This is a genomic window from Proteiniphilum sp. UBA5463 (genome assembly GCF_002427225.1).
Lineage (GTDB): Bacteria > Bacteroidota > Bacteroidia > Bacteroidales > Dysgonomonadaceae > Proteiniphilum > Proteiniphilum propionicum.
The window spans coordinates 243,714-262,202 of sequence record NZ_DIQL01000056.1 but is presented as its reverse complement, the minus strand read 5'-3'; the positions used below and the strand labels follow the sequence as shown (position 1 = coordinate 262,202).

At 39.7% G+C, this 18,489-nt stretch carries 18 protein-coding genes; 12 read left to right on the top strand and 6 right to left on the bottom strand.

The window, feature by feature from the left end:
- Window positions 1-172: 172 nt before the first annotated feature.
- Entirely contained in the window at window positions 173-994 is an 822-nt protein-coding gene (locus tag B3B27_RS10755) for a hypothetical protein (RefSeq protein ID WP_286847410.1), read from the bottom strand.
- A 195-nt stretch (window positions 995-1,189) separates the two neighbouring features.
- Here B3B27_RS10755 and B3B27_RS10750 point away from each other — a divergent pair, with 195 nt between their 5' ends.
- From B3B27_RS10750 to B3B27_RS10700, 11 genes are all read left to right on the top strand, one after another.
- The gene (locus B3B27_RS10750; protein WP_238866652.1) at window positions 1,190-2,650 is read left to right on the top strand and encodes a CCA tRNA nucleotidyltransferase; all 1,461 of its coding nucleotides are present in this window, start codon (window positions 1,190-1,192) and stop codon (window positions 2,648-2,650) included.
- 111 nt (window positions 2,651-2,761) lie between these two features.
- Window positions 2,762-3,757, top strand: coding sequence for a TerC family protein (locus tag B3B27_RS10745; protein ID WP_238866653.1), 996 nt, complete (start codon window positions 2,762-2,764; stop codon window positions 3,755-3,757).
- A gap of 129 nt (window positions 3,758-3,886) precedes the next feature.
- A complete protein-coding gene (locus B3B27_RS10740) occupies window positions 3,887-4,765 on the top strand; it encodes a cell division protein FtsX (protein WP_238866654.1) in 879 nt (292 codons plus the stop codon).
- A gap of 15 nt (window positions 4,766-4,780) precedes the next feature.
- Window positions 4,781-5,029: a DUF3098 domain-containing protein gene (locus B3B27_RS10735; protein WP_238866655.1), complete on the top strand. Its 249-nt coding sequence runs from the start codon at window positions 4,781-4,783 to the stop codon at window positions 5,027-5,029.
- A gap of 33 nt (window positions 5,030-5,062) precedes the next feature.
- Complete coding sequence (locus tag B3B27_RS10730; RefSeq protein WP_238866656.1) at window positions 5,063-5,947, top strand: undecaprenyl-diphosphate phosphatase; 885 nt, start codon at window positions 5,063-5,065, stop codon at window positions 5,945-5,947.
- Window positions 5,948-5,951: 4 nt separating this feature from the next.
- Window positions 5,952-6,644 (top strand): tRNA pseudouridine(55) synthase TruB, encoded by a 693-nt coding sequence (gene truB / locus B3B27_RS10725; protein WP_238866658.1) that lies wholly within the window; start codon window positions 5,952-5,954, stop codon window positions 6,642-6,644.
- Between the two features lie 53 nt (window positions 6,645-6,697).
- Window positions 6,698-7,750 carry a tRNA preQ1(34) S-adenosylmethionine ribosyltransferase-isomerase QueA gene (gene queA, locus B3B27_RS10720; protein ID WP_238866660.1) on the top strand — a complete coding sequence of 351 codons (1,053 nt, stop codon included), beginning with the start codon at window positions 6,698-6,700 and terminating at the stop codon, window positions 7,748-7,750.
- A 29-nt stretch (window positions 7,751-7,779) separates the two neighbouring features.
- Complete coding sequence (gene folK, locus B3B27_RS10715) at window positions 7,780-8,253, top strand: 2-amino-4-hydroxy-6-hydroxymethyldihydropteridine diphosphokinase (protein WP_238866662.1); 474 nt, start codon at window positions 7,780-7,782, stop codon at window positions 8,251-8,253.
- A gap of 221 nt (window positions 8,254-8,474) precedes the next feature.
- Entirely contained in the window at window positions 8,475-9,368 is an 894-nt protein-coding gene (locus B3B27_RS10710; protein WP_238866664.1) for a patatin-like phospholipase family protein, read from the top strand.
- 148 nt (window positions 9,369-9,516) lie between these two features.
- Window positions 9,517-11,214, top strand: a complete 1,698-nt coding sequence (locus tag B3B27_RS10705) for an alpha-amylase family protein (RefSeq protein ID WP_286833318.1) — start codon at window positions 9,517-9,519, stop codon at window positions 11,212-11,214.
- 110 nt (window positions 11,215-11,324) lie between these two features.
- A complete protein-coding gene (locus B3B27_RS10700; RefSeq protein ID WP_238866667.1) occupies window positions 11,325-12,260 on the top strand; it encodes a ribose-phosphate pyrophosphokinase in 936 nt (311 codons plus the stop codon).
- A 165-nt stretch (window positions 12,261-12,425) separates the two neighbouring features.
- Here the strand turns inward: B3B27_RS10700 and B3B27_RS10695 are convergent, their stop codons facing one another.
- A complete protein-coding gene (locus B3B27_RS10695) occupies window positions 12,426-12,935 on the bottom strand; it encodes a low molecular weight protein-tyrosine-phosphatase (RefSeq protein ID WP_238866670.1) in 510 nt (169 codons plus the stop codon).
- 183 nt (window positions 12,936-13,118) lie between these two features.
- On the opposite strand from B3B27_RS10695, the gene B3B27_RS10690 reads away from it, so the two are divergent.
- Window positions 13,119-13,631: a YbaN family protein gene (locus B3B27_RS10690; RefSeq protein ID WP_238866672.1), complete on the top strand. Its 513-nt coding sequence runs from the start codon at window positions 13,119-13,121 to the stop codon at window positions 13,629-13,631.
- Here B3B27_RS10690 and B3B27_RS10685 read toward each other — a convergent pair.
- From B3B27_RS10685 to B3B27_RS10670, 4 genes are all read right to left on the bottom strand, one after another.
- Window positions 13,620-14,840 (bottom strand): HD domain-containing protein, encoded by a 1,221-nt coding sequence (locus B3B27_RS10685; protein WP_238866673.1) that lies wholly within the window; start codon window positions 14,838-14,840, stop codon window positions 13,620-13,622. The genes B3B27_RS10690 and B3B27_RS10685 overlap by 12 nt on opposite strands.
- Window positions 14,841-14,862: 22 nt before the next feature.
- Window positions 14,863-15,687: an orotidine-5'-phosphate decarboxylase gene (gene pyrF / locus B3B27_RS10680; protein WP_238866675.1), complete on the bottom strand. Its 825-nt coding sequence runs from the start codon at window positions 15,685-15,687 to the stop codon at window positions 14,863-14,865.
- A 29-nt stretch (window positions 15,688-15,716) separates the two neighbouring features.
- Window positions 15,717-16,802 (bottom strand): peptide chain release factor 1, encoded by a 1,086-nt coding sequence (gene prfA, locus B3B27_RS10675; RefSeq protein WP_238866677.1) that lies wholly within the window; start codon window positions 16,800-16,802, stop codon window positions 15,717-15,719.
- A 100-nt stretch (window positions 16,803-16,902) separates the two neighbouring features.
- Window positions 16,903-18,078, bottom strand: a complete 1,176-nt coding sequence (locus tag B3B27_RS10670) for an AIR synthase related protein (protein WP_238866679.1) — start codon at window positions 18,076-18,078, stop codon at window positions 16,903-16,905.
- Between the last annotated feature and the right edge of the window lie 411 nt (window positions 18,079-18,489).

Sequence of the window (18,489 nt, the reverse complement as noted above, 5' to 3'; positions counted from 1 at the left end):
ATATAATGAATTTGATTCAATATATCAGGAGCCAGACTCTATGTTTATATTTTTTTGTAATGTAACTAAATAATAATTGAATTATTTAGATCTTTAGTTTTAGTATTTTTATGTGCTTTGTTGAATATATCCGGACAATGATCGCGCATACTCAAAGCCGGAATATTTTATTTTACTGTTTCCTGCTTTCCAGATATTTTATCAACGCTTCGCTTTTTTCCTTCTCCAGCTTGAGCTGCTCAATGTTTAGCAAAAGTCTGGAAAGCTCAAAGGATTGGGAAATCCCTTTTTTTGAAGCATTACTGAGTGTAACGTTGATGGTGCGATTGCCTATAATATGCACTGTCAATGGCTCATCTTGAAAAGTATAAATAAACTGTGCCACTCCATTTTCGTCTGTTCCGCTATATCGAACTATCTCATAGTTCCTGTCAATTGTGTTAAATCGATAATTCAGCCCATCAGAGGTCACAGCAAGAGTTTCTGCAAAACTGCCATCGCGTGAGGTGACTCTTATTTTATTATGTTTTATTCCACTGCCCAAAACTATGCTCTCTATAAAAAAGACGCCCTTTTCCCGCACTCCCGAACGAAGCCCGTTCCTGTTTAAGGAGCTATGATAGGGATAGGACTTGGGATAATACTCTCCAAACTCCTGGTAGCGGCCGTCTCTCACATAATCAAATTTTGTGAGCATCTCATTGAGCGAGTCATAGCTTTCACGAAGCATTGAATCACAAAATACAATATTTCTTATGTTCTCGGACATTCGTATTTGTTGCATAAGAGAAAAACCGGCATTAATCTCATCAAAAGATTTAGGATAGAGTATTTTTATGCTGTCTATCTTCAACTTAGCCAGTGAATAGTTCCCCTCTTGATATGCGATAGCTGCATCTGAAAGATATTTTTTTGCACCGTTGCCTCCGGAACAGGAGATTAAGAGAACATTGATAAACAATAAAATATGGGTTCTAAAATTAAAACGCATCATTAATAATATATTGAATGTACGATTATAACCCCGTTATCGACTTATATCTTGCAAATTTACTAAATATATTCATCATAAAAAGCTGTTTTGAAGTACAATTATTGTAATTTTGTAATTTGTAACAGATAATTGGCTGATGGAAAATAAATTACACAATAGTTATTCTAGGCCGTAAAGTTTAAAAACCAAAAGGTTATGGATATATCTCATGAGGAGATACTGTCATATTTAGATAAAAAAATTTTTAGGATTATTTCAAGTGCTGCAGATGAAATGGAGCTGGAGTGCTATTTAATCGGAGGATACGTACGAGATTTTTTTCTCTTCCGCCCATCGAACGATATAGATATTGTGGCAGTGGGAAAAGGAATTGAACTGGCTCAATTGGTAGCTAAAAAACTGGGGAAAAATACAAAAATTACTGTTTTTAAAAACTTCGGTACAGCACAGATAAAGCATAAAGGGTACGAAATTGAGTTTGTAGGTGCCAGGAAAGAGTCGTACAGCCACGATTCCCGAAAGCCGATTGTGGAAGAAGGCACTCTTGAGGACGACCAGAAGCGGCGCGATTTTACCATTAACGCCATGGCTTTCTGCCTTAATAAAGAGCAGTATGGGAAGTTGGTTGACCCGTTCGACGGCCTTAGTGATCTGGATAATCTGATTATAAAGACACCTCTTGATCCTGACATCACCTTCAGTGACGATCCGTTGCGTATGATGCGTGCCATTCGTTTTGCATCACAACTTGGATTTGATATTTTTCCCGATACGTTCGATGCCATAATCCGAAACAGGGAGCGTATTCTTATAGTATCGATGGAAAGGGTGGCTGATGAGCTCAATAAAATTATATTGTCACCCAAACCTTCTGTCGGATTTATTTTACTGGATAAAACAGGATTGCTGGATATCATCTTTCCTGAACTAACAGAGCTGAAAGGAGCGGAAACCAAGGATGGGGTAGGGCATAAAGATAATTTCTATCATACACTTGTTGTCCTTGACAATATTGCAAAGAATACCGATAATCTTTGGCTGCGATGGTCGGCATTACTTCACGACATAGCCAAACCGGCTACCAAACGATGGGATCCGAAATTGGGATGGACATTCTACAACCATAACTATTTTGGTGAAAAAATGATCCCTAAAATCTTCCGGAGAATGAAACTTCCGCAAAATGAGAAGATGAAATATACGCAGAAGATGGTTTCACTTCATATGCGACCCATGCAGCTGGTAGAGGAAGAGGTTACCGACTCGGCGGTTCGCCGGCTCCTTTTCGATGCGGGTAACGACATTGATGATTTGATGATGCTGTGCGAGGCTGATATAACTTCAAAGAACCCTGAAAAGGTAAGGCGGTTCCTGAACAACTTCAAAATTGTAAGGAGAAAGCTTCAGGAGATAGAGGAGAAAGACAGGGTACGCAACTTCCAGCCTCCTGTTGATGGCAAAGAGATAATGGAGGTGTTCGGACTTCCGCCGGGACGTGAGGTGGGATTGCTGAAATCGGCTATAAAAGAGGCTATCCTCGATGGTGTAATACCCAATGAACATGAAGCAGCCTTCCTTTTTATGATGGAAAAGGCCAGCGAACTCAATTTGAAGCCGATTAACATTGATCATAAAAAAGGTCAGCAGGAGCAGTAAATGTATTATATACCACTGCACTACCGTTACATATAGCTATTGCATATAGCAAGTACAAGTACAAGTACGAAAGTTTTTTTAGGTTATTATATTATTTAAATTGTTTATTAGATGGAAGTTAGTTCAAAATTTTGGGTTGGGTTTATCATCCTGATCATTACCCTTCTTTCCCTTGACATGTTTGTTTTTCACAAAAAAGGAGAAGTCGTAAATATAAAAAAAGCATTATGGTTAAGTCTTTTCTGGATTGGTTTTGCACTTATTTTTAATGTTGGAGTCCTGTTTATCTTCGGTAAAGAACCTGCCTTGGAGTTCCTTACTGCATATCTGATTGAAAAGTCGCTGAGTATTGACAATCTTTTTGTTTTTATTCTCATATTCACCTCGTTTAAGATCGATTTCAGGTATCAGCATGATGTACTTTTCTGGGGAATCATTGGAGCTCTCATTTTCAGGGCGATATTTATCTTTGCCGGTATCACGCTTATTGAAAGGTTTGCATGGATTATGTATCTGTTCGGCGGATTTCTGGTTATAACAGGAATAAAGATGATTACAGACCACCTCAGAGAAAAGGCAGGAATAAAAAAGGAAAAAGAGAAGGATCTGAATAAAAGTTCATTTGTGAAATTTATCCGCAGAATTTTCCCCGTGACTGACGACATGTCAGAACCAAAATTTTTCACAAAGATTGATCATAAAATGGTTGCAACACCTTTTTTTCTTGCGCTTCTTGTAATTGAGATGACCGATCTGGTATTTGCGATAGATTCAATTCCGGCAGTGCTGGCAGTCTCTACCAATATGTTTATCGTTTATACATCCAATATTTTCGCTATTCTGGGCCTTCGCTCACTATATTTTGCTCTAAGAGGAGTAATGGACTATTTCATTTACCTGAAGTATGCGCTCAGTGCCATCCTTGTTTTTATAGGCAGCAAGATGATTATCAACCACTATTCTGATGCCAATGGCACGGAATTTTATATTCCAACTGCTATGTCGCTTCTCATTATCCTTTTTTTGATATTGATATCTGTTGCAGCATCGATTATAAGGAGTAAACAAAAACAAAAGATTGCTGTAACAAAGAAGTTTGATAAATGAAAAATTAAGTTTATTTCCCTTAATATTTTCCATTCTATCCTGTTTTATGCAATTAATTTTATTACTTTGCAGTTTATTTGGAAATGGGCTCTTTTGTTGAATTTTCGCCTCTCGTTATTGCAATCACCTATGTCTAACAAAAAAAAAGTATCCACGGCAAGATTCCTGAATGCAAAAATAACATCAACAATCAGTATTTCGCTGGTTTTGGTGTTGTTGGGTATTACTATTTTAATTCTGTTCATGGGGAATGAGATGTCGAAATTCCTGAAAGAGAATATGAGTTTTAGCGTAATGCTCTCTTCCAATGTAACAGATTCACAAATAAGCGCTATCAGGAAAAACCTCGATGGACAACCATTTGTAAAATCATCGCGTTTTATTAGCAAGCAAGAAGCAAAAGAACAGCTTATTAAAGATCTGGGCGAAGACCCCGAAGAGTTACTAGGGTACAATCCTGCACAAGACTGCATTGAGATTTTTCTCCATTCGGAATATGCCAATAGCGACAGTATTGCCGTTATAAACAAGTTGGTCAGGCAAAATACCAATATAACTGATCTGCTTTATCAGCAGGAGGCGATAGATCTTATCAACAACAATCTTGCCAGGGTTATGACTGTGTTGCTCATTCTGGCAGCTGTGCTCCTTTTCATATCATTCACACTTATTCGGAATACAATCAGGCTAAGTGTCTATTCAAAACGATTTCTTATCAATACAATGAAACTGGTAGGTGCCACAGGCGGTTTTATAAGAAAACCATTCGTAATAAGTAATATTTTCACCGGTTTGATTGCCGGAATTATTGCGGACCTAATCATTTTATCGCTGATAACCTACTTCGGTAAAGAGTACGCTGAGATTCAATCTGTTGTACCTTTTTCCGGTTTGTCTGTAATTTTCGTCATTGTGATAATACTGGGTGTGATTATTTCCACCGTAGCTACCGCTTTTGCTGTAAACCGATATGTGAAAATGAGTTCTGACAAGCTTTATTATGTATAAATTTTAAAATATAATATGTCTAATAAAAACGTAGCTCTAAGTAAAAAAAACCTGATCATATGCGGCATTGCTGTTTTGCTTATTATTATCGGATTTGTATTGATGACCGGCCCATCAACATCTTTCGAAAACGGTTTCGAATCCGAAATTTTCAGTGCAAGGCGCATTAAACTTGCTCCCGTTGTATGTCTTGCCGGATTTGTACTGATGATAGTAGGTATTTTGTATCCTACGAAAGAGTATAAAAGTGAAAAAGAAAAATAATCACTTGGAACATCGTACAAAAACATCATCTTCATGAGTATTTTAGAAGCGCTCATTATTGCTGTAGTGGAAGGGCTAACTGAATTTCTGCCTGTGTCATCTACCGGTCATATGATTATAACCCAGGCGTTGCTGGGAATGGAAATTACCCCTTTTGTGAAAGCCTTTACTGTAATTATTCAGTTTGGTGCTATATTGTCGGTAGTGCTCCTCTACCATAAACGTTTTTTTCGCCTCAGGCCTGTTCATATATCCCAAAAAGAGGATGTTGCCGGAGCGAAGGCAGGAAAAAAAGTATTGAACCGGCTCACTCAGTTCGTTTATAAATTCGATTTCTACTGGAAATTGTTCATTGCTGTTATTCCTGCTGGTGTTATAGGGTTGCTTCTTAGTGACCGGATAGATGCTTTGCTGGAGAATGTGACAGTTGTGGCTGCGATGCTTGTACTGGGAGGGATCCTCATGCTTTACGTGGATAAATGGTTTGACAAACCGTCAGAAGACCAGGAGATGGGATGGAAGAGGGCATTGAAGATAGGTCTTTATCAATGTATTGCCATGATACCCGGCGTATCACGTTCAATGGCAACCATTGTAGGAGGTATGACAACAAAGCTTTCCCGGAAAAACGCTGCTGAATTTTCTTTTTTTCTGGCTGTACCAACTATGGCGGCAGCATCGGGTTACAAACTGTACCAGCTGATGAAAGACCCTATCAGTGCCGAAATGCTGAAAGAAAACATGCTGTTGCTGACAATCGGCAGCATGGTTGCATTCATTGTAGCAATTTTTGCCATAAAATTCTTTATTAATTTCCTCACCAGATACGGATTCAAGGCATTTGGCGTATATCGAATAATTGTCGGTGGTATTTTGCTGGTGCTAATTTTTTCAGGTGTAAGCTTAAGTATGGTGTAGCAATATGGATTTTATCGAAGGTGAAATTTTACATATCGATAAACCTCTTCACTGGACATCATTCAGGGTTGTTCGTGTTGTTCGTGCAAAGCTGTGTCAAAAGCTGAAGATAAAAAAATTGAAGGTTGGTCATGCAGGCACACTCGATCCATTGGCGACCGGTGTAATGACAATCTGTACTGGTAAAAAAACCAAACTTATAGAGGAGCTGCAGTCACAGACAAAAGAGTATATTGCAGATATCCGTCTTGGAGCAACTACACCGTCGTTCGATCTTGAGACGGAAATAGATGCAGAATACCCTACACAGCATATAACAAAGGAAATGGTGGAGAAAACTCTTCTTCGTTTCACAGGATCTATAGAACAGGTACCACCTCTGTTTTCGGCTGTTAAGGTTGATGGTAAAAGGGCTTACGAATTTGCCAGAAAAAATGAAAATATTGAACTAAAACCCAAATTATTGGTTATAGATAGTATCGCATTGATTTTTTACAATATGCCGTACATCACTATCCGTGTAGTCTGCAGCAAGGGTACTTATATCAGGGCACTGGCCAGAGATATTGGAGAAGCTTTGAACTCAGGTGCTCACCTTACAGGGCTTGTACGCACGAGGGTAGGAGAGATTACGTTGGATAAATGTTTGAAAATGGACGAATTGGACCATTTTATAGACGAGAATGTCCAGCAATAAGATGATATTTAGATTGACTATAAAATATAATTGATACAGGATTTATTTAACTTATGAAACTTTCGCAATTCAAATTTAATTTGCCGGAAGAACTCATTGCGAAATACCCTTCTTTTCATCGCGATGAAGCCCGGCTGATGGTAGTACACAGAAAATCGGATAAACTGGAGCATGTAGTTTTCAAAGATGTTCTTGACTATTTTAATGAAAAAGATTTTTTTATCTTTAACGACACTAAGGTTTTTCCTGCAAGACTGTTTGGTAACAAAGAAAAAACAGGTGCAAAGATTGAGGTTTTTTTATTGAGAGAACTTAATCCCGATCAGCACTTGTGGGATGTGCTGGTAAATCCGGCACGAAAAATAAGAATCGGAAACAAACTCTATTTTGGAGAAAACGAAGAGCTTGTTGCTGAGGTGATTGATAATACAACATCGCGTGGACGCACACTGCGATTTCTTTATGACGGGCCATACGATGAGTTTAAATGCCAGCTGTTTGCAATTGGGGAAACACCAATACCTGAATATCTGGAGCGAAATGCTGTTCCCGAAGATATGGAAAGGTACCAGAACATATTTGCCAGAAACGAGGGGGCTGTTGTTGCTCCTGCAGCCGGGCTGCATTTCAGTCGCGAGCTGATGAAGAGGATGGAGATAAAGGATATTGAGTTCGGTTTCCTCACTCTACATAACGGTCTGGGGGCATATCGCATGATTGATGTGGAGGACCTCACTAAACATAAGATGGAATCGGAACAGATGATCATTTCAGAAGAGTTGTGCAGTAGAGTAAACAAGGCAAAGGATGAAGAGAGAAGCATTTGTGCAGTAGGCACATCTGTACTACGCGCTGTGGAAACCACTGTAAGCACCGACGGGCATTTGAAGCCAAGGAGCGGTTGGACAAATAAGTTTATTTTTCCTCCTTACGACTTCACACTAACAAACAGCCTTATCACCAACTTTCACCTGCCATACTCCACGCTGCTAATGATGGCTTGCGCATTTGGAGGCTACGAAAAAATAATGGAAGCATATGAGGTGGCAATTGAAGAAAAATATCAATTTGGCGCATATGGTGATGCCATGCTGATAATAGATTAACTATACATATTGCAATAGTTGGAGCAGGTATGGAATACTCTCTTTTTTTAGCCCTAGGCTCAAACCTTGGTGATAAACAAAAAAATATTGAGGATGCTTATCAAAAAATTGAAGAGCGGATTGGAAGAATATGTTCCTTCTCCGCTCTTTATATTACAACACCAGTTGATTTTCAGTCGGAGAACAATTTCATCAACTGTGTATGCGAAGTGGCAACATCTTTAGAGATTGATAGTGTATTCTCAATAACACGGGAGATTGAAATAGAAATAGGTAGAACTGCAAAAAGCAGTAATTGCAGATATGTCGACCGTTTGATTGATATAGACCTGATTCTTGCAGGAGATTTGGTTATTAATACTCCCGGCCTGGTAGTTCCTCACCCAAGGTTTCATACACGCAGCTTCGTTCTCGAACCGCTATGTGAAATAGCCCCAGAAGTAATCCATCCGGTATTGGGAAAAACAATACAACAGCTGAAAAATGATTTGAAACTCCTTTAGTCTGATATTCTCTAGAAAATAGTTTTTTAATGGTTACAGTGTTAATAGATGAGTCTCCTCCGATAAGTCTTTTTTCTTGAAAATTTCACAAGATAAACATTGATTTTCAATAAGTTACAAACAGACAAAATTGGGTTTTGAGGTTTTCGGAGAGGACTCATTGATAAATCAAAAAAAAATTAGCATATTTGTAAAGTATAATAATATAAGAAGATTTGATTATGGCAATCTTCGGAAAAAGCTATGATTATTTTTTAGGCTATGCGCTTAGTGGAGGAGGAGCCAAGGGTTTCGCCCACCTGGGGGCGTTGCAGGTACTTGAAAAATGCGGATTAAAGCCAGATGTAATTTCAGGTACAAGTGCAGGAGCTCTCGCAGGTGTTTTTTATGCCGATGGCTTTCATCCCGAAGAGATATCCGAACTTTTTAAAAAGAAAGAGTTCAGGGAGTTTGTCGAATTCACTTTACCCAAGACTGGTTTTTTTAAAAGTACCGGTTTGCACAACTTCCTTAAAAAAAATCTCAGGGCCAAACGATTTGAAGAGTTACAGATGCCGTTCTATGTTGTAGCTACAGACTGGGACAGGGCCTGTACGGTTACTTTCTCAAACGGAGATAATCTGATAGACGCAGTGGTGGCTTCCTGTTCCATTCCAGTTATCTTTCATCCTCAGATAATTAACGATGTTTCTTATGTAGATGGAGGATTGCTAAAAAATTTCCCTGTCTCTGTCATCCGAAAAAAATGTAAATATGTTATAGGTGTGAATGTGTCATTAATGATTCCTCCGGCCGGAAAAAACAACATCCGCACTATGCTGGAACGAACATTCAATTTGATGTCAAACTCCAATACCGTTTTCGATAAAACCTACTGTGATATACTCATTGAGACAAAAGGACTTGAAAAATTCTCCATGTTCGACCTTCATAATCAGAAAACCATAATTGAGCATGGATATAATTTTGCCGCTATGAAGATGAGCGAAAAAGAGTCGTGGCAGGTTGTTAAAAAGTGCCATAGGCATTATGAACTGACCGAAAAGGTACGGGCCCAGATTAAACGCTTAAGACTGGCAAAGCGTGATAACTCCCCTAATAAACAAGATTTATGAAGCTGACATAAATAATAGAGTTTTGCTCAGTTACAAGATTGCAGACTGTAATTAAACCATAAAGCAAAAACAGAGTATCTGAAAACAAACGCTGAGAAATAAAATCTGTTCCGTTTGATATATCATATCGTAAATATTAACCATTTGTATGCAAAATAATAAACTGTTTATTTATCAATTACTACCAAGGCTTTTCGGAAACAGTTTTTCCGAAAACAAACACAACGGATCAATTGAAGAGAACGGATGCGGAAAATTCAATGATATCACGGACAAGGTGTTAAGGCAGATCGGGGAGAACGGATATACGCATGTGTGGTATATTGGTGTGCTGGCACATGCATCAGTTACCGATTATACAGCTTTCGGCATTCCTGAAGAGTACCCGGGGATCATTAAGGGAAAAGCAGGATCGCCATATGCTGTTCGTGACTACTACGATGTAGATCCAGATCTGGCGGTTGACATTCACAACAGAATGGATGAGTTTGAAAACCTTATTAAACGCACTCACAAAGCAGGACTAAAGGTAATTATCGACAATGTTCCCAATCATGTGGCAAGGAACTACCGGTCTGTCAGCAAACCGGATAATGTAAGAGATTTCGGGCAGGATGACAATACATCCATTGCATTCTCTTCGAAAAACAATTTTTATTATATTCCCGGGCAATTGCTGGAGATACAGCTTTCGCACGTAAAAAAGGCAGAGTGTGAATACCTTGAGTATCCTGCTAAAGCGACTGGCAACGACTGTTTCAACAGTAAACCTACTCATTACGACTGGTACGATACGGTAAAACTAAATTACGGTATAGACTACCCTGGAGGAGGTACTTCTCATTTTAATCCTGTTCCGGATACATGGATTAAGATGAGAGACATATTTATGTTTTGGGCAAAAAAGAAGGTTGACGGCTTCCGTTGCGATATGGCAGAGATGGTACCACTGGAGTTTTGGCAGTGGCTTATTCCACAGGTTAAAGCAAAATTCAAAGAAATTATCTTTCTTGCCGAGATTTATAATCCTTCAGCATACCGAGGTTTTCTGGGCAACAACATTTTCGATTACCTGTACGACAAAGTAGGTTTATACGACGTATTGCGTGACGTTGCATGCGGTTACAGGCCCTCATCAGATATAACATTTGCATTAAACAATGTGGGTGATATCCAGCATAAGATGCTTAACTTCATGGAAAATCATGATGAACAACGAATTGCTTCCGATTACTTCCTGAAAAAGGGTGAAAAAGGTAAAGCCGCAATGATTGTTACGTGCACAATAAATACTAACCCGGTTATGATTCATGCAGGGCAAGAATTTGGTGAAAGGGGAATGGATGAAGAGGGTTTCAGCGGGAAAAACGGACGTACTACTATTTTCGATTATTGGTCGGTGGATACAATACGACGGTGGAACAACAACGGAAAGTGGAACGATGAACAACTCTGCAAGGAAGAAAAGGAGCTTCGTGATTTCTACACCGGGCTCATAAGGATATGTAATAAGGAAACGGCCCTTTCCGAAGGCCTATTCTATGATCTGATGCCGTACAATTATGACAATCTGGAATTCGACTCTACCCGGTTATTCGCATTTTTACGAGGTGACGGGAAAGATCTGCTCCTTATTGCAACAAATTTTGATAATGAACCGAAAGAGTGCACTGTAAATATTCCACCACATGCACTGTCGTTTTTTGGGATTGATAACACCGGAAACGGTAAAATCACTCCCCTGTTGAACAAAGCGAGCGAAGTAATAACATTTTCTTCGGTTTTCTCTTTAAAAATGAGACTTGAAAATAACTCTGGAGAAATATACCGAATTTCTTTTGATTAAATTATTCTTTATTGAAGTTAGTTTTTGTAATTTTGTCGAAACTTTCACATTTTTCCGAAGATAAAAGTTGTATAAAACCTATATATTTAGTTCTTAGAAAATTATAAAACATGCAGGAGAGACCATTTAAAATCTTTTCGGGAAGTAAATCACGTTACTTCGCTGAGAAGGTTTGTAACAGTTTGGGTTGCCCGTTGGGTAACATGATAATTGAACATTTTGCCGATGGTGAGTTTGCCGTTTCATACGAAGAATCAATTCGCGGCAAGCAGGTATTTCTTATCCAATCTACCTTTCCGAATTCTGATAACCTCATGGAGTTGCTGCTGATGATTGACGCTGCAAAACGTGCATCAGCTAAATCCATTGTGGCAGTAATTCCTTACTTTGGATGGGCAAGGCAGGACAGAAAAGACAAACCACGTGTAAGCATAGGCGCAAAGCTTATTGCCGATATGCTGGCAGCAGCGGGAATTAACCGTCTGATAACAATGGATCTGCATGCTGACCAGATCCAGGGATTTTTTAATGTGCCTGTAGATCACCTATACGCTTCAGGTGTATTCGTGGAGTATATAAAGCAGCTTGACTTAAGAAATATGGTTATTGCGACACCTGATGTGGGCGGTACCAAACGCGCCAGCGCTTACTCAAAGTTTCTCGGCTGTCCAATGGTGATTTGTTACAAGATCAGGAAGAAAGCCAATGAGATATCTGATATGCAGATTATTGGTGATGTGCGCGGAATGGATGTCCTGCTTATAGATGATATTGTAGATACCGCGGGGACCATTACAAAAGCAGCCGATCTTATTATGGATAACGGTGCCAGTTCCGTGAGGGCTATTGCCAGCCATGCTGTAATGTCAGATCCGGCATCTTCGCGGATTGATAAGTCGAAACTTAAAGAATTAATATTTACAGACAGTATCCCATACCCCCGTAAATCAGATAAAGTAAAGATCCTTTCAGTAGCAGATATGTTTGCAAATTCCATTATTCGCGTATGCAATAACGAGTCCATAAGTTCCCTTTATGTGGTTTAACCAACATTTGTTTCACGAACTGTACCGATATAATAATAAAGCAGGTTACCGGAATTGATTGTAGAGGGGGAGTAAGTTTGAAGCGAAAATGGCCTGTTAAAGAATAGAAAAAGAGAGGTACGGATCAATAAAAAAACAGCTGAATTTCAGCTGTTTTTTTATTGCTTAAAACAATGAACAATCTTTCTTTATGGCTTGGAGCAGCCCTTCACAGGCATCCTCCAGTAAATCCAGCACCAGTTCAAATCCTGAAGACCCACCGTAATATGGATCCGGAATATGATCATAATAACTGTACTGCAAAGAGTAATTGGCCATCATGTGAATTTTGTTGACCTGTTCGCTGGTTGAAGCCATCGACTTCACATTATTGTAGTTGCTATCATCCATTACAATGATATAATCGAAATCATCGAGATCAGATTTTCTGAATTTCCGTGCACGACTGCAGAAATCGTACCCCCTTTTCTCGCCATGTGAACGCATGCGTTCATCGGGGAGCTCTTCTTCATGCCATCCAGATGTACCCGCAGAATCAACCTCTATTATATCCTGAAGATCATTTTTTTCCACAATCCTGCGCATGATGCCTTCGGCGGCAGGTGAGCGGCAGATATTTCCAAGACATACGAAAAGTAGCCGGATTTTTTTCATCTTCTCTATTTTGGGATCCATATGCTCTATGTAGATTTCAATTCTAACCTTAACAATTTACGCAAAGATAGTAGAAATTAAAATGACTGCAAAAAATTATATTCCTGAAAATCATAGAGGTTTGAATAATACAGGCTTGGGCATTATGAATATTTAATTAACTTTGCAAATTCATGATTTTAACACGAAAAAACAAGTTTATTGATGGAAAATGGTTTTAATGAACATAACCGTCCGGTAGCGCGTGATATCTCTATAGCTTTGTCTGAAAAAAAAGTAAATTCGGAGATCAAAAAAAACAGAATTACACGTGGCCTGTATATTGCGGGGGGTACTCTTTCCCTTGTATTGGCTACCCTGGGCATTGTTGTGCCAGGGCTCCCGGTTACTCCGCTGGCATTATTGGCGGCTTTCCTATATGCCAAAAGTTCCGAGAAACTATACAACCGGCTTATAGATAATAAAATATTGGGCCCAAGGATAAAAAATTACCAGCGCAGGAAAGGGATAACCCGCAAAGGAAAGTTAGGTGTAATTGCCTTTATGTCTATTATGGTATCGTTCTCCTCTTTTGTTGTGGTAAGCGGAGGAGCGCTCAGGTGGGTGATTCTGTCCCTTGGAGTAACCGGCAGCATTGTTGTCTGGTTTTTTGTCCCAACAGCAAAAAATGATCGGGCAGTCACAAGCAATGACAATAAATACAAATCAGCATCTTAAGTAGGCAAAATAGTATTTTACAACTTTTTTCGACAGCAGCTCAATATTCAGCATGTCTGATGCCACGGATATATCTTTCACCATACCGTTTTTATAGAGTATATCAATACTATCGTCTTTTTCGCTGTACATATCTGTAGTAACGATGTCTGACGAGATGAAATAAGAAGCTTCGTGAAGAGTGAGGCCATACTTTTTCATGTATGATTTCAGATAATTGCCAACTTTCTCTTCTCCTGCTTTTTCATCAGTTATTTCAATCTTGAAGAGCCTCCGGTTTACCATTCCGTCGCTTAATATCGATAGCACAGTGTCAGGATGTGAAGTCCACACTTTCAGCGCCGACCATATATCATTATCATCGAGGTCGACAAATTGGCGGAGTGCTTCGCCGTTATTTTCAAAATCGGCAATTGTGGTCTCATTTGACAAAAAATAGGAGAGGGCAGGGGAGGCAAAAAGATGTTCGCCGTTCATAGAGAGCTCCTTGGCACGCCTGAGCGTGTTAATCATCATTTTCTCTGCAGCCACGGCCGTTTTATGCAGATATACCTGCCAGTACATGAGCCTACGTGACATAAGGAAGTTCTCAATGGAATAGATCCCCTTTGATTCAACAACAAGCTCATCATCCTTCACATCAAGCATCTTTATTATACGCGCCGAACCAATATTACCTTCAACCACACCGGTAAAAAAACTGTCGCGGCGAAGATAGTCAAGCCTATCCACATCTAATTGACTGCTAACCAACTGGTAAAGGAAGCGTTTTGGGTAGCTGTCGGTAAAAATATCGATTGCCACCTGCAATTCTCCTCTCCATTGCCTGTTCATCTGATGCATAAGCTGTAAAGAGATGGCCTCATGATGAATAGTGGTGACAAGTGTATTTTCCAGTACATGCGAAAATGGACCATGCCCGATATCATGCATCAGGATTGCAGCCAATGCACCGTTATATTCATCGGGCGATATTTCATGCCCTTTCTCTTTCAGAGTTTTAAGTGCTTCGTCCATAAGGAACATAGCCCCTATTGAATGATGAAAGCGTGTATGTTGTGCTCCCGGATAAACAAATGGTGCAAGTCCCAATTGACGGATACGGTTCAGCCTCTGCAGATAAGGATGTTGAATTATATCATATACAAAATCGTTCGGTATATTTATAAAGCCGAAAACGGGATCGTTAATTATTTTTCGTTTTTTCACTGCCTTACCTTGTCTTCTGATCTTACAAATATTTCTCCAGCATCTTCATCATCTGCTGCCGGAGTTTCATTGCCTCTTCACCTGCTGCACGGGCAAAGTCTTCACCGTTATCAGCATATATTATTCCCCGTGAAGAGTTCACGAGCAAGCCACAGGTTCTGTTCATGCCGTAACTGCACACCTCTTCAAGTGATCCCCCCTGAGCGCCTATGCCGGGAACCAGCAGGAAATGTGTTGGAACAATTTTTCTGACATCTTCAAACAGTTTTCCTTGAGTGGCACCCACCACATACATCATCTGTTCATCAGTAGCCCATCGTTTTGAAATACGCAAAACTTTCTCGAACAAGCGTTCCCCGTTTTCATCTTTTGTTAGCTGAAAATCTAGTGAACCCCTGTTGCTGGTAAGAGCCAGTAGAACGACCCACCGTTCGGGATACAAAAGAAACGGGATTACACTGTCTTCACCCATGTATGGTGCCACTGTTACCGCATCTAATTTTATTTTATCGAAAAATGAGCGGGCATACATCTCGCTTGTATTACCAATGTCTCCACGTTTGGCATCAGCAATAATAAACATTTCCGGGTACCTCTGTTTAATATATTCGACTGTTTTCTCGAAGGAAAGCCATCCACTTACACCTTCGCTCTCATAGAAAGCAAGATTGGGCTTATAAGCAACGCAATATGCCGCTGTGGCATCAATAATTGCTTTATTGAAGTCATATATGGGATCTTCCGAATCGAGCACATGTTCCGGAATCTTTTTGATATCTGTATCCAACCCCACACAAAGGAAAGATTGCTTTTTCTTTATCTGCTCAAAAAGCTGTTGTTTATTCATTTTTTTTTTTTGAAACGTCTATTAATATATTACATTTCAGCCTCTTTCATTCTTTCTGCGTTTTCGCTCACCATCAGCTTATCGATAACATCTTGAATATCACCATCCATAAATGCAGAAAGATTGTACACAGTGTAGTTAATACGGTGATCTGTTATGCGACCCTGGGGATAATTGTAAGTACGTATTTTTGCGGAACGGTCTCCTGTGGAAACCATGGTTTTACGACGCGAAGCTATATCGCCCTGTCGTTTTGTAAGTTCAATATCGTAAAGCTTTGTACGAAGCATTTGCATGGCAATCTCCCGATTTTTAAGCTGTGAACGAGCCTGTTGACATACCACTACAATACCTGTAGGCTTATGGGTAAGTTGCACTTTAGTCTCCACTTTATTCACATTTTGGCCGCCAGCACCGCTGGAGCGGGCGGTATGAAAATCGATATCGGCCGGATTTAGATCCACATCGAACTCTTCAGCTTCAGGTAGCACAGCTACCGTAGCAGCTGAAGTATGAACACGGCCCTGCGTCTCCGTTTGAGGTATACGCTGTACCCTGTGTACGCCCGACTCATATTTTAATGTTCCGTATACGTCAGTACCACTGACAGTAAATATAATCTCTTTAAAACCTCCTGCTGTACCTTCCGTAAAGCTAACCAGCTCAGTGGTCCACCCCTTGCTTTCGCAATATTTGAGGTACATCTTATAGAGATCGCCGGCAAATATAGCTGCTTCGTCGCCGCCCGTACCACCACGAATCTCCATAACTACATTCTTGGCATCTTCGGGGTTTGAAGGAATAAGCAACAGTTTAATTTTCTCTTCCAGCAGAGGCAATTTTTCCGTATTGATTGATAGCTCATCGCTGGCCAATTGCCTCAAATCGCTATCAGATTCATTTTCGAGAATTTTTTTTGCTTCTGCCACGCTGTCCAAAGCTGCTTTATATTCATTTCTAACACCAATAATTTTTTGCAGGTCGCTATACTCTTTGTTCAGCTTAACATAACGATCCATCTCGGCAATGACTGACGGATCGGTAATGAGTGTAGCCACCTCTTCGAAGCGGGTTACAAGATGTTGTAATTTATCGAGTAATGAGTTTTCAGACATAAAAAATCCAATCTTATTTTTATAAAAATCTGACAGGCCCTGTTTTTGATCTGATATTTAGTTATGTTTATGTATCGGCGGTATAAATGTGAAAATGAAATTATGAGTAAATAAAGCGGCCTGATTCGCTTTCTATAATCAGTTCCCTCACATCCGACTTTTCAACATATCCTACAATTTGTGCATCCACATTGAACGAGCGTGAGATGTCGATTACCTGTTGTGCATATGCTTCGGATAAATAAATCTCCATACGATGTCCCATGTTAAATACTTTATACATCTCTTCCCAGCAGGTTCCCGATTGACTCTGAATAAGCCGGAAAAGGGGAGGGACAGTGAAAAGATTATTCTTTACAACTCTAAGCCTGTCACCCAGAAAATGCATGATTTTTGTCTGTGCACCACCTGAACAGTGGATCATTCCATGGATATTAGGGTTTATCTCTTTGATTATCAATGATATAATTGGCGAATAGGTGCGGGTAGGGGATAGGACCAGTTTTCCGGCGTCAATTCCCAGATCTTCAATCTGATCTGTCAGTTTCATCTTGCCAGAATAGATAAGATCTTCAGGGATAGAGGCATCATAGCTCTCAGGATACTTTTGTGCCAGATAGTTGGCAAAAACATCGTGCCGGGCCGATGTTAGCCCGTTGCTTCCCATACCTCCGTTGTATTCCTGTTCATATGAAGCTTTCCCGGATGATGACAGCCCAACAATAACATCACCGGCCTGAATATTATTGTTGTCTATTACATCGGAACGTTTCATGCGGCAGGTAACCGTACTGTCTACAATAATTGTACGCACCAGATCGCCTACATCGGCCGTTTCACCACCTGTGGGATAAATATGAACCCCCATGCCGGAAAGCTCTTCGCATAGCTCATTGGTCCCGTTTATAATGGCTGAAATCACTTCACCGGGAATTAAATTTTTGTTGCGTCCAATGGTCGAAGAGGCCAGGATGTTATCGGTAGCACCTACGCAAAGAAGATCGTCCACATTCATAATCAATGCATCCTGAGCTATTCCTTTCCATACGGAAATATCACCGGTCTCACGCCAGTAAATATATGCAAGTGACGATTTTGTTCCGGCACCATCGGCATGCATGATATTGCAGTATTGCGGGTCGTTGCCCAGGATATCGGGAATAATTTTACAGAATGCTTTTGGGAAAATTCCCTTGTCGATGTTTTTTATGGCGTTGTGCACATCTTCCTTCGATGCAGATACACCTCGCTGATTGTATCGTTGATTGATTGTCATAAATTATATGTTTCATATGCCGGCGTCAAATGATAAGTTATATATAACGGGCAAATTAAATTAAAACTTTTTTCTTCTTTTCTAATGGCTGAAATTGCCGATCATTTGATCTCAAGTGCAAAAGTAATAAAAAAGTATGAATTCAGGGTAATGATACATAATTCAGCATTTAACTTCATATTTAATTTTTCCTATAATTACTATTATGTTTAATCGTCTTATGAAACAATAATCATTTTCTCCTTTTTTCTCTCGCGGTTGAAGCCCTTTTTTCATTACTTCCCTTTTAGTTGTTCGTCCTCTTGTTTATTTCCATTCCGGTTGAATATCAAATGTTTCTTTCTCTTCCGGTTTTGTGCTTACTTTATTCGTTTTTTTGGAAAATTAAAATCAGGAAGAAATAAAAACATA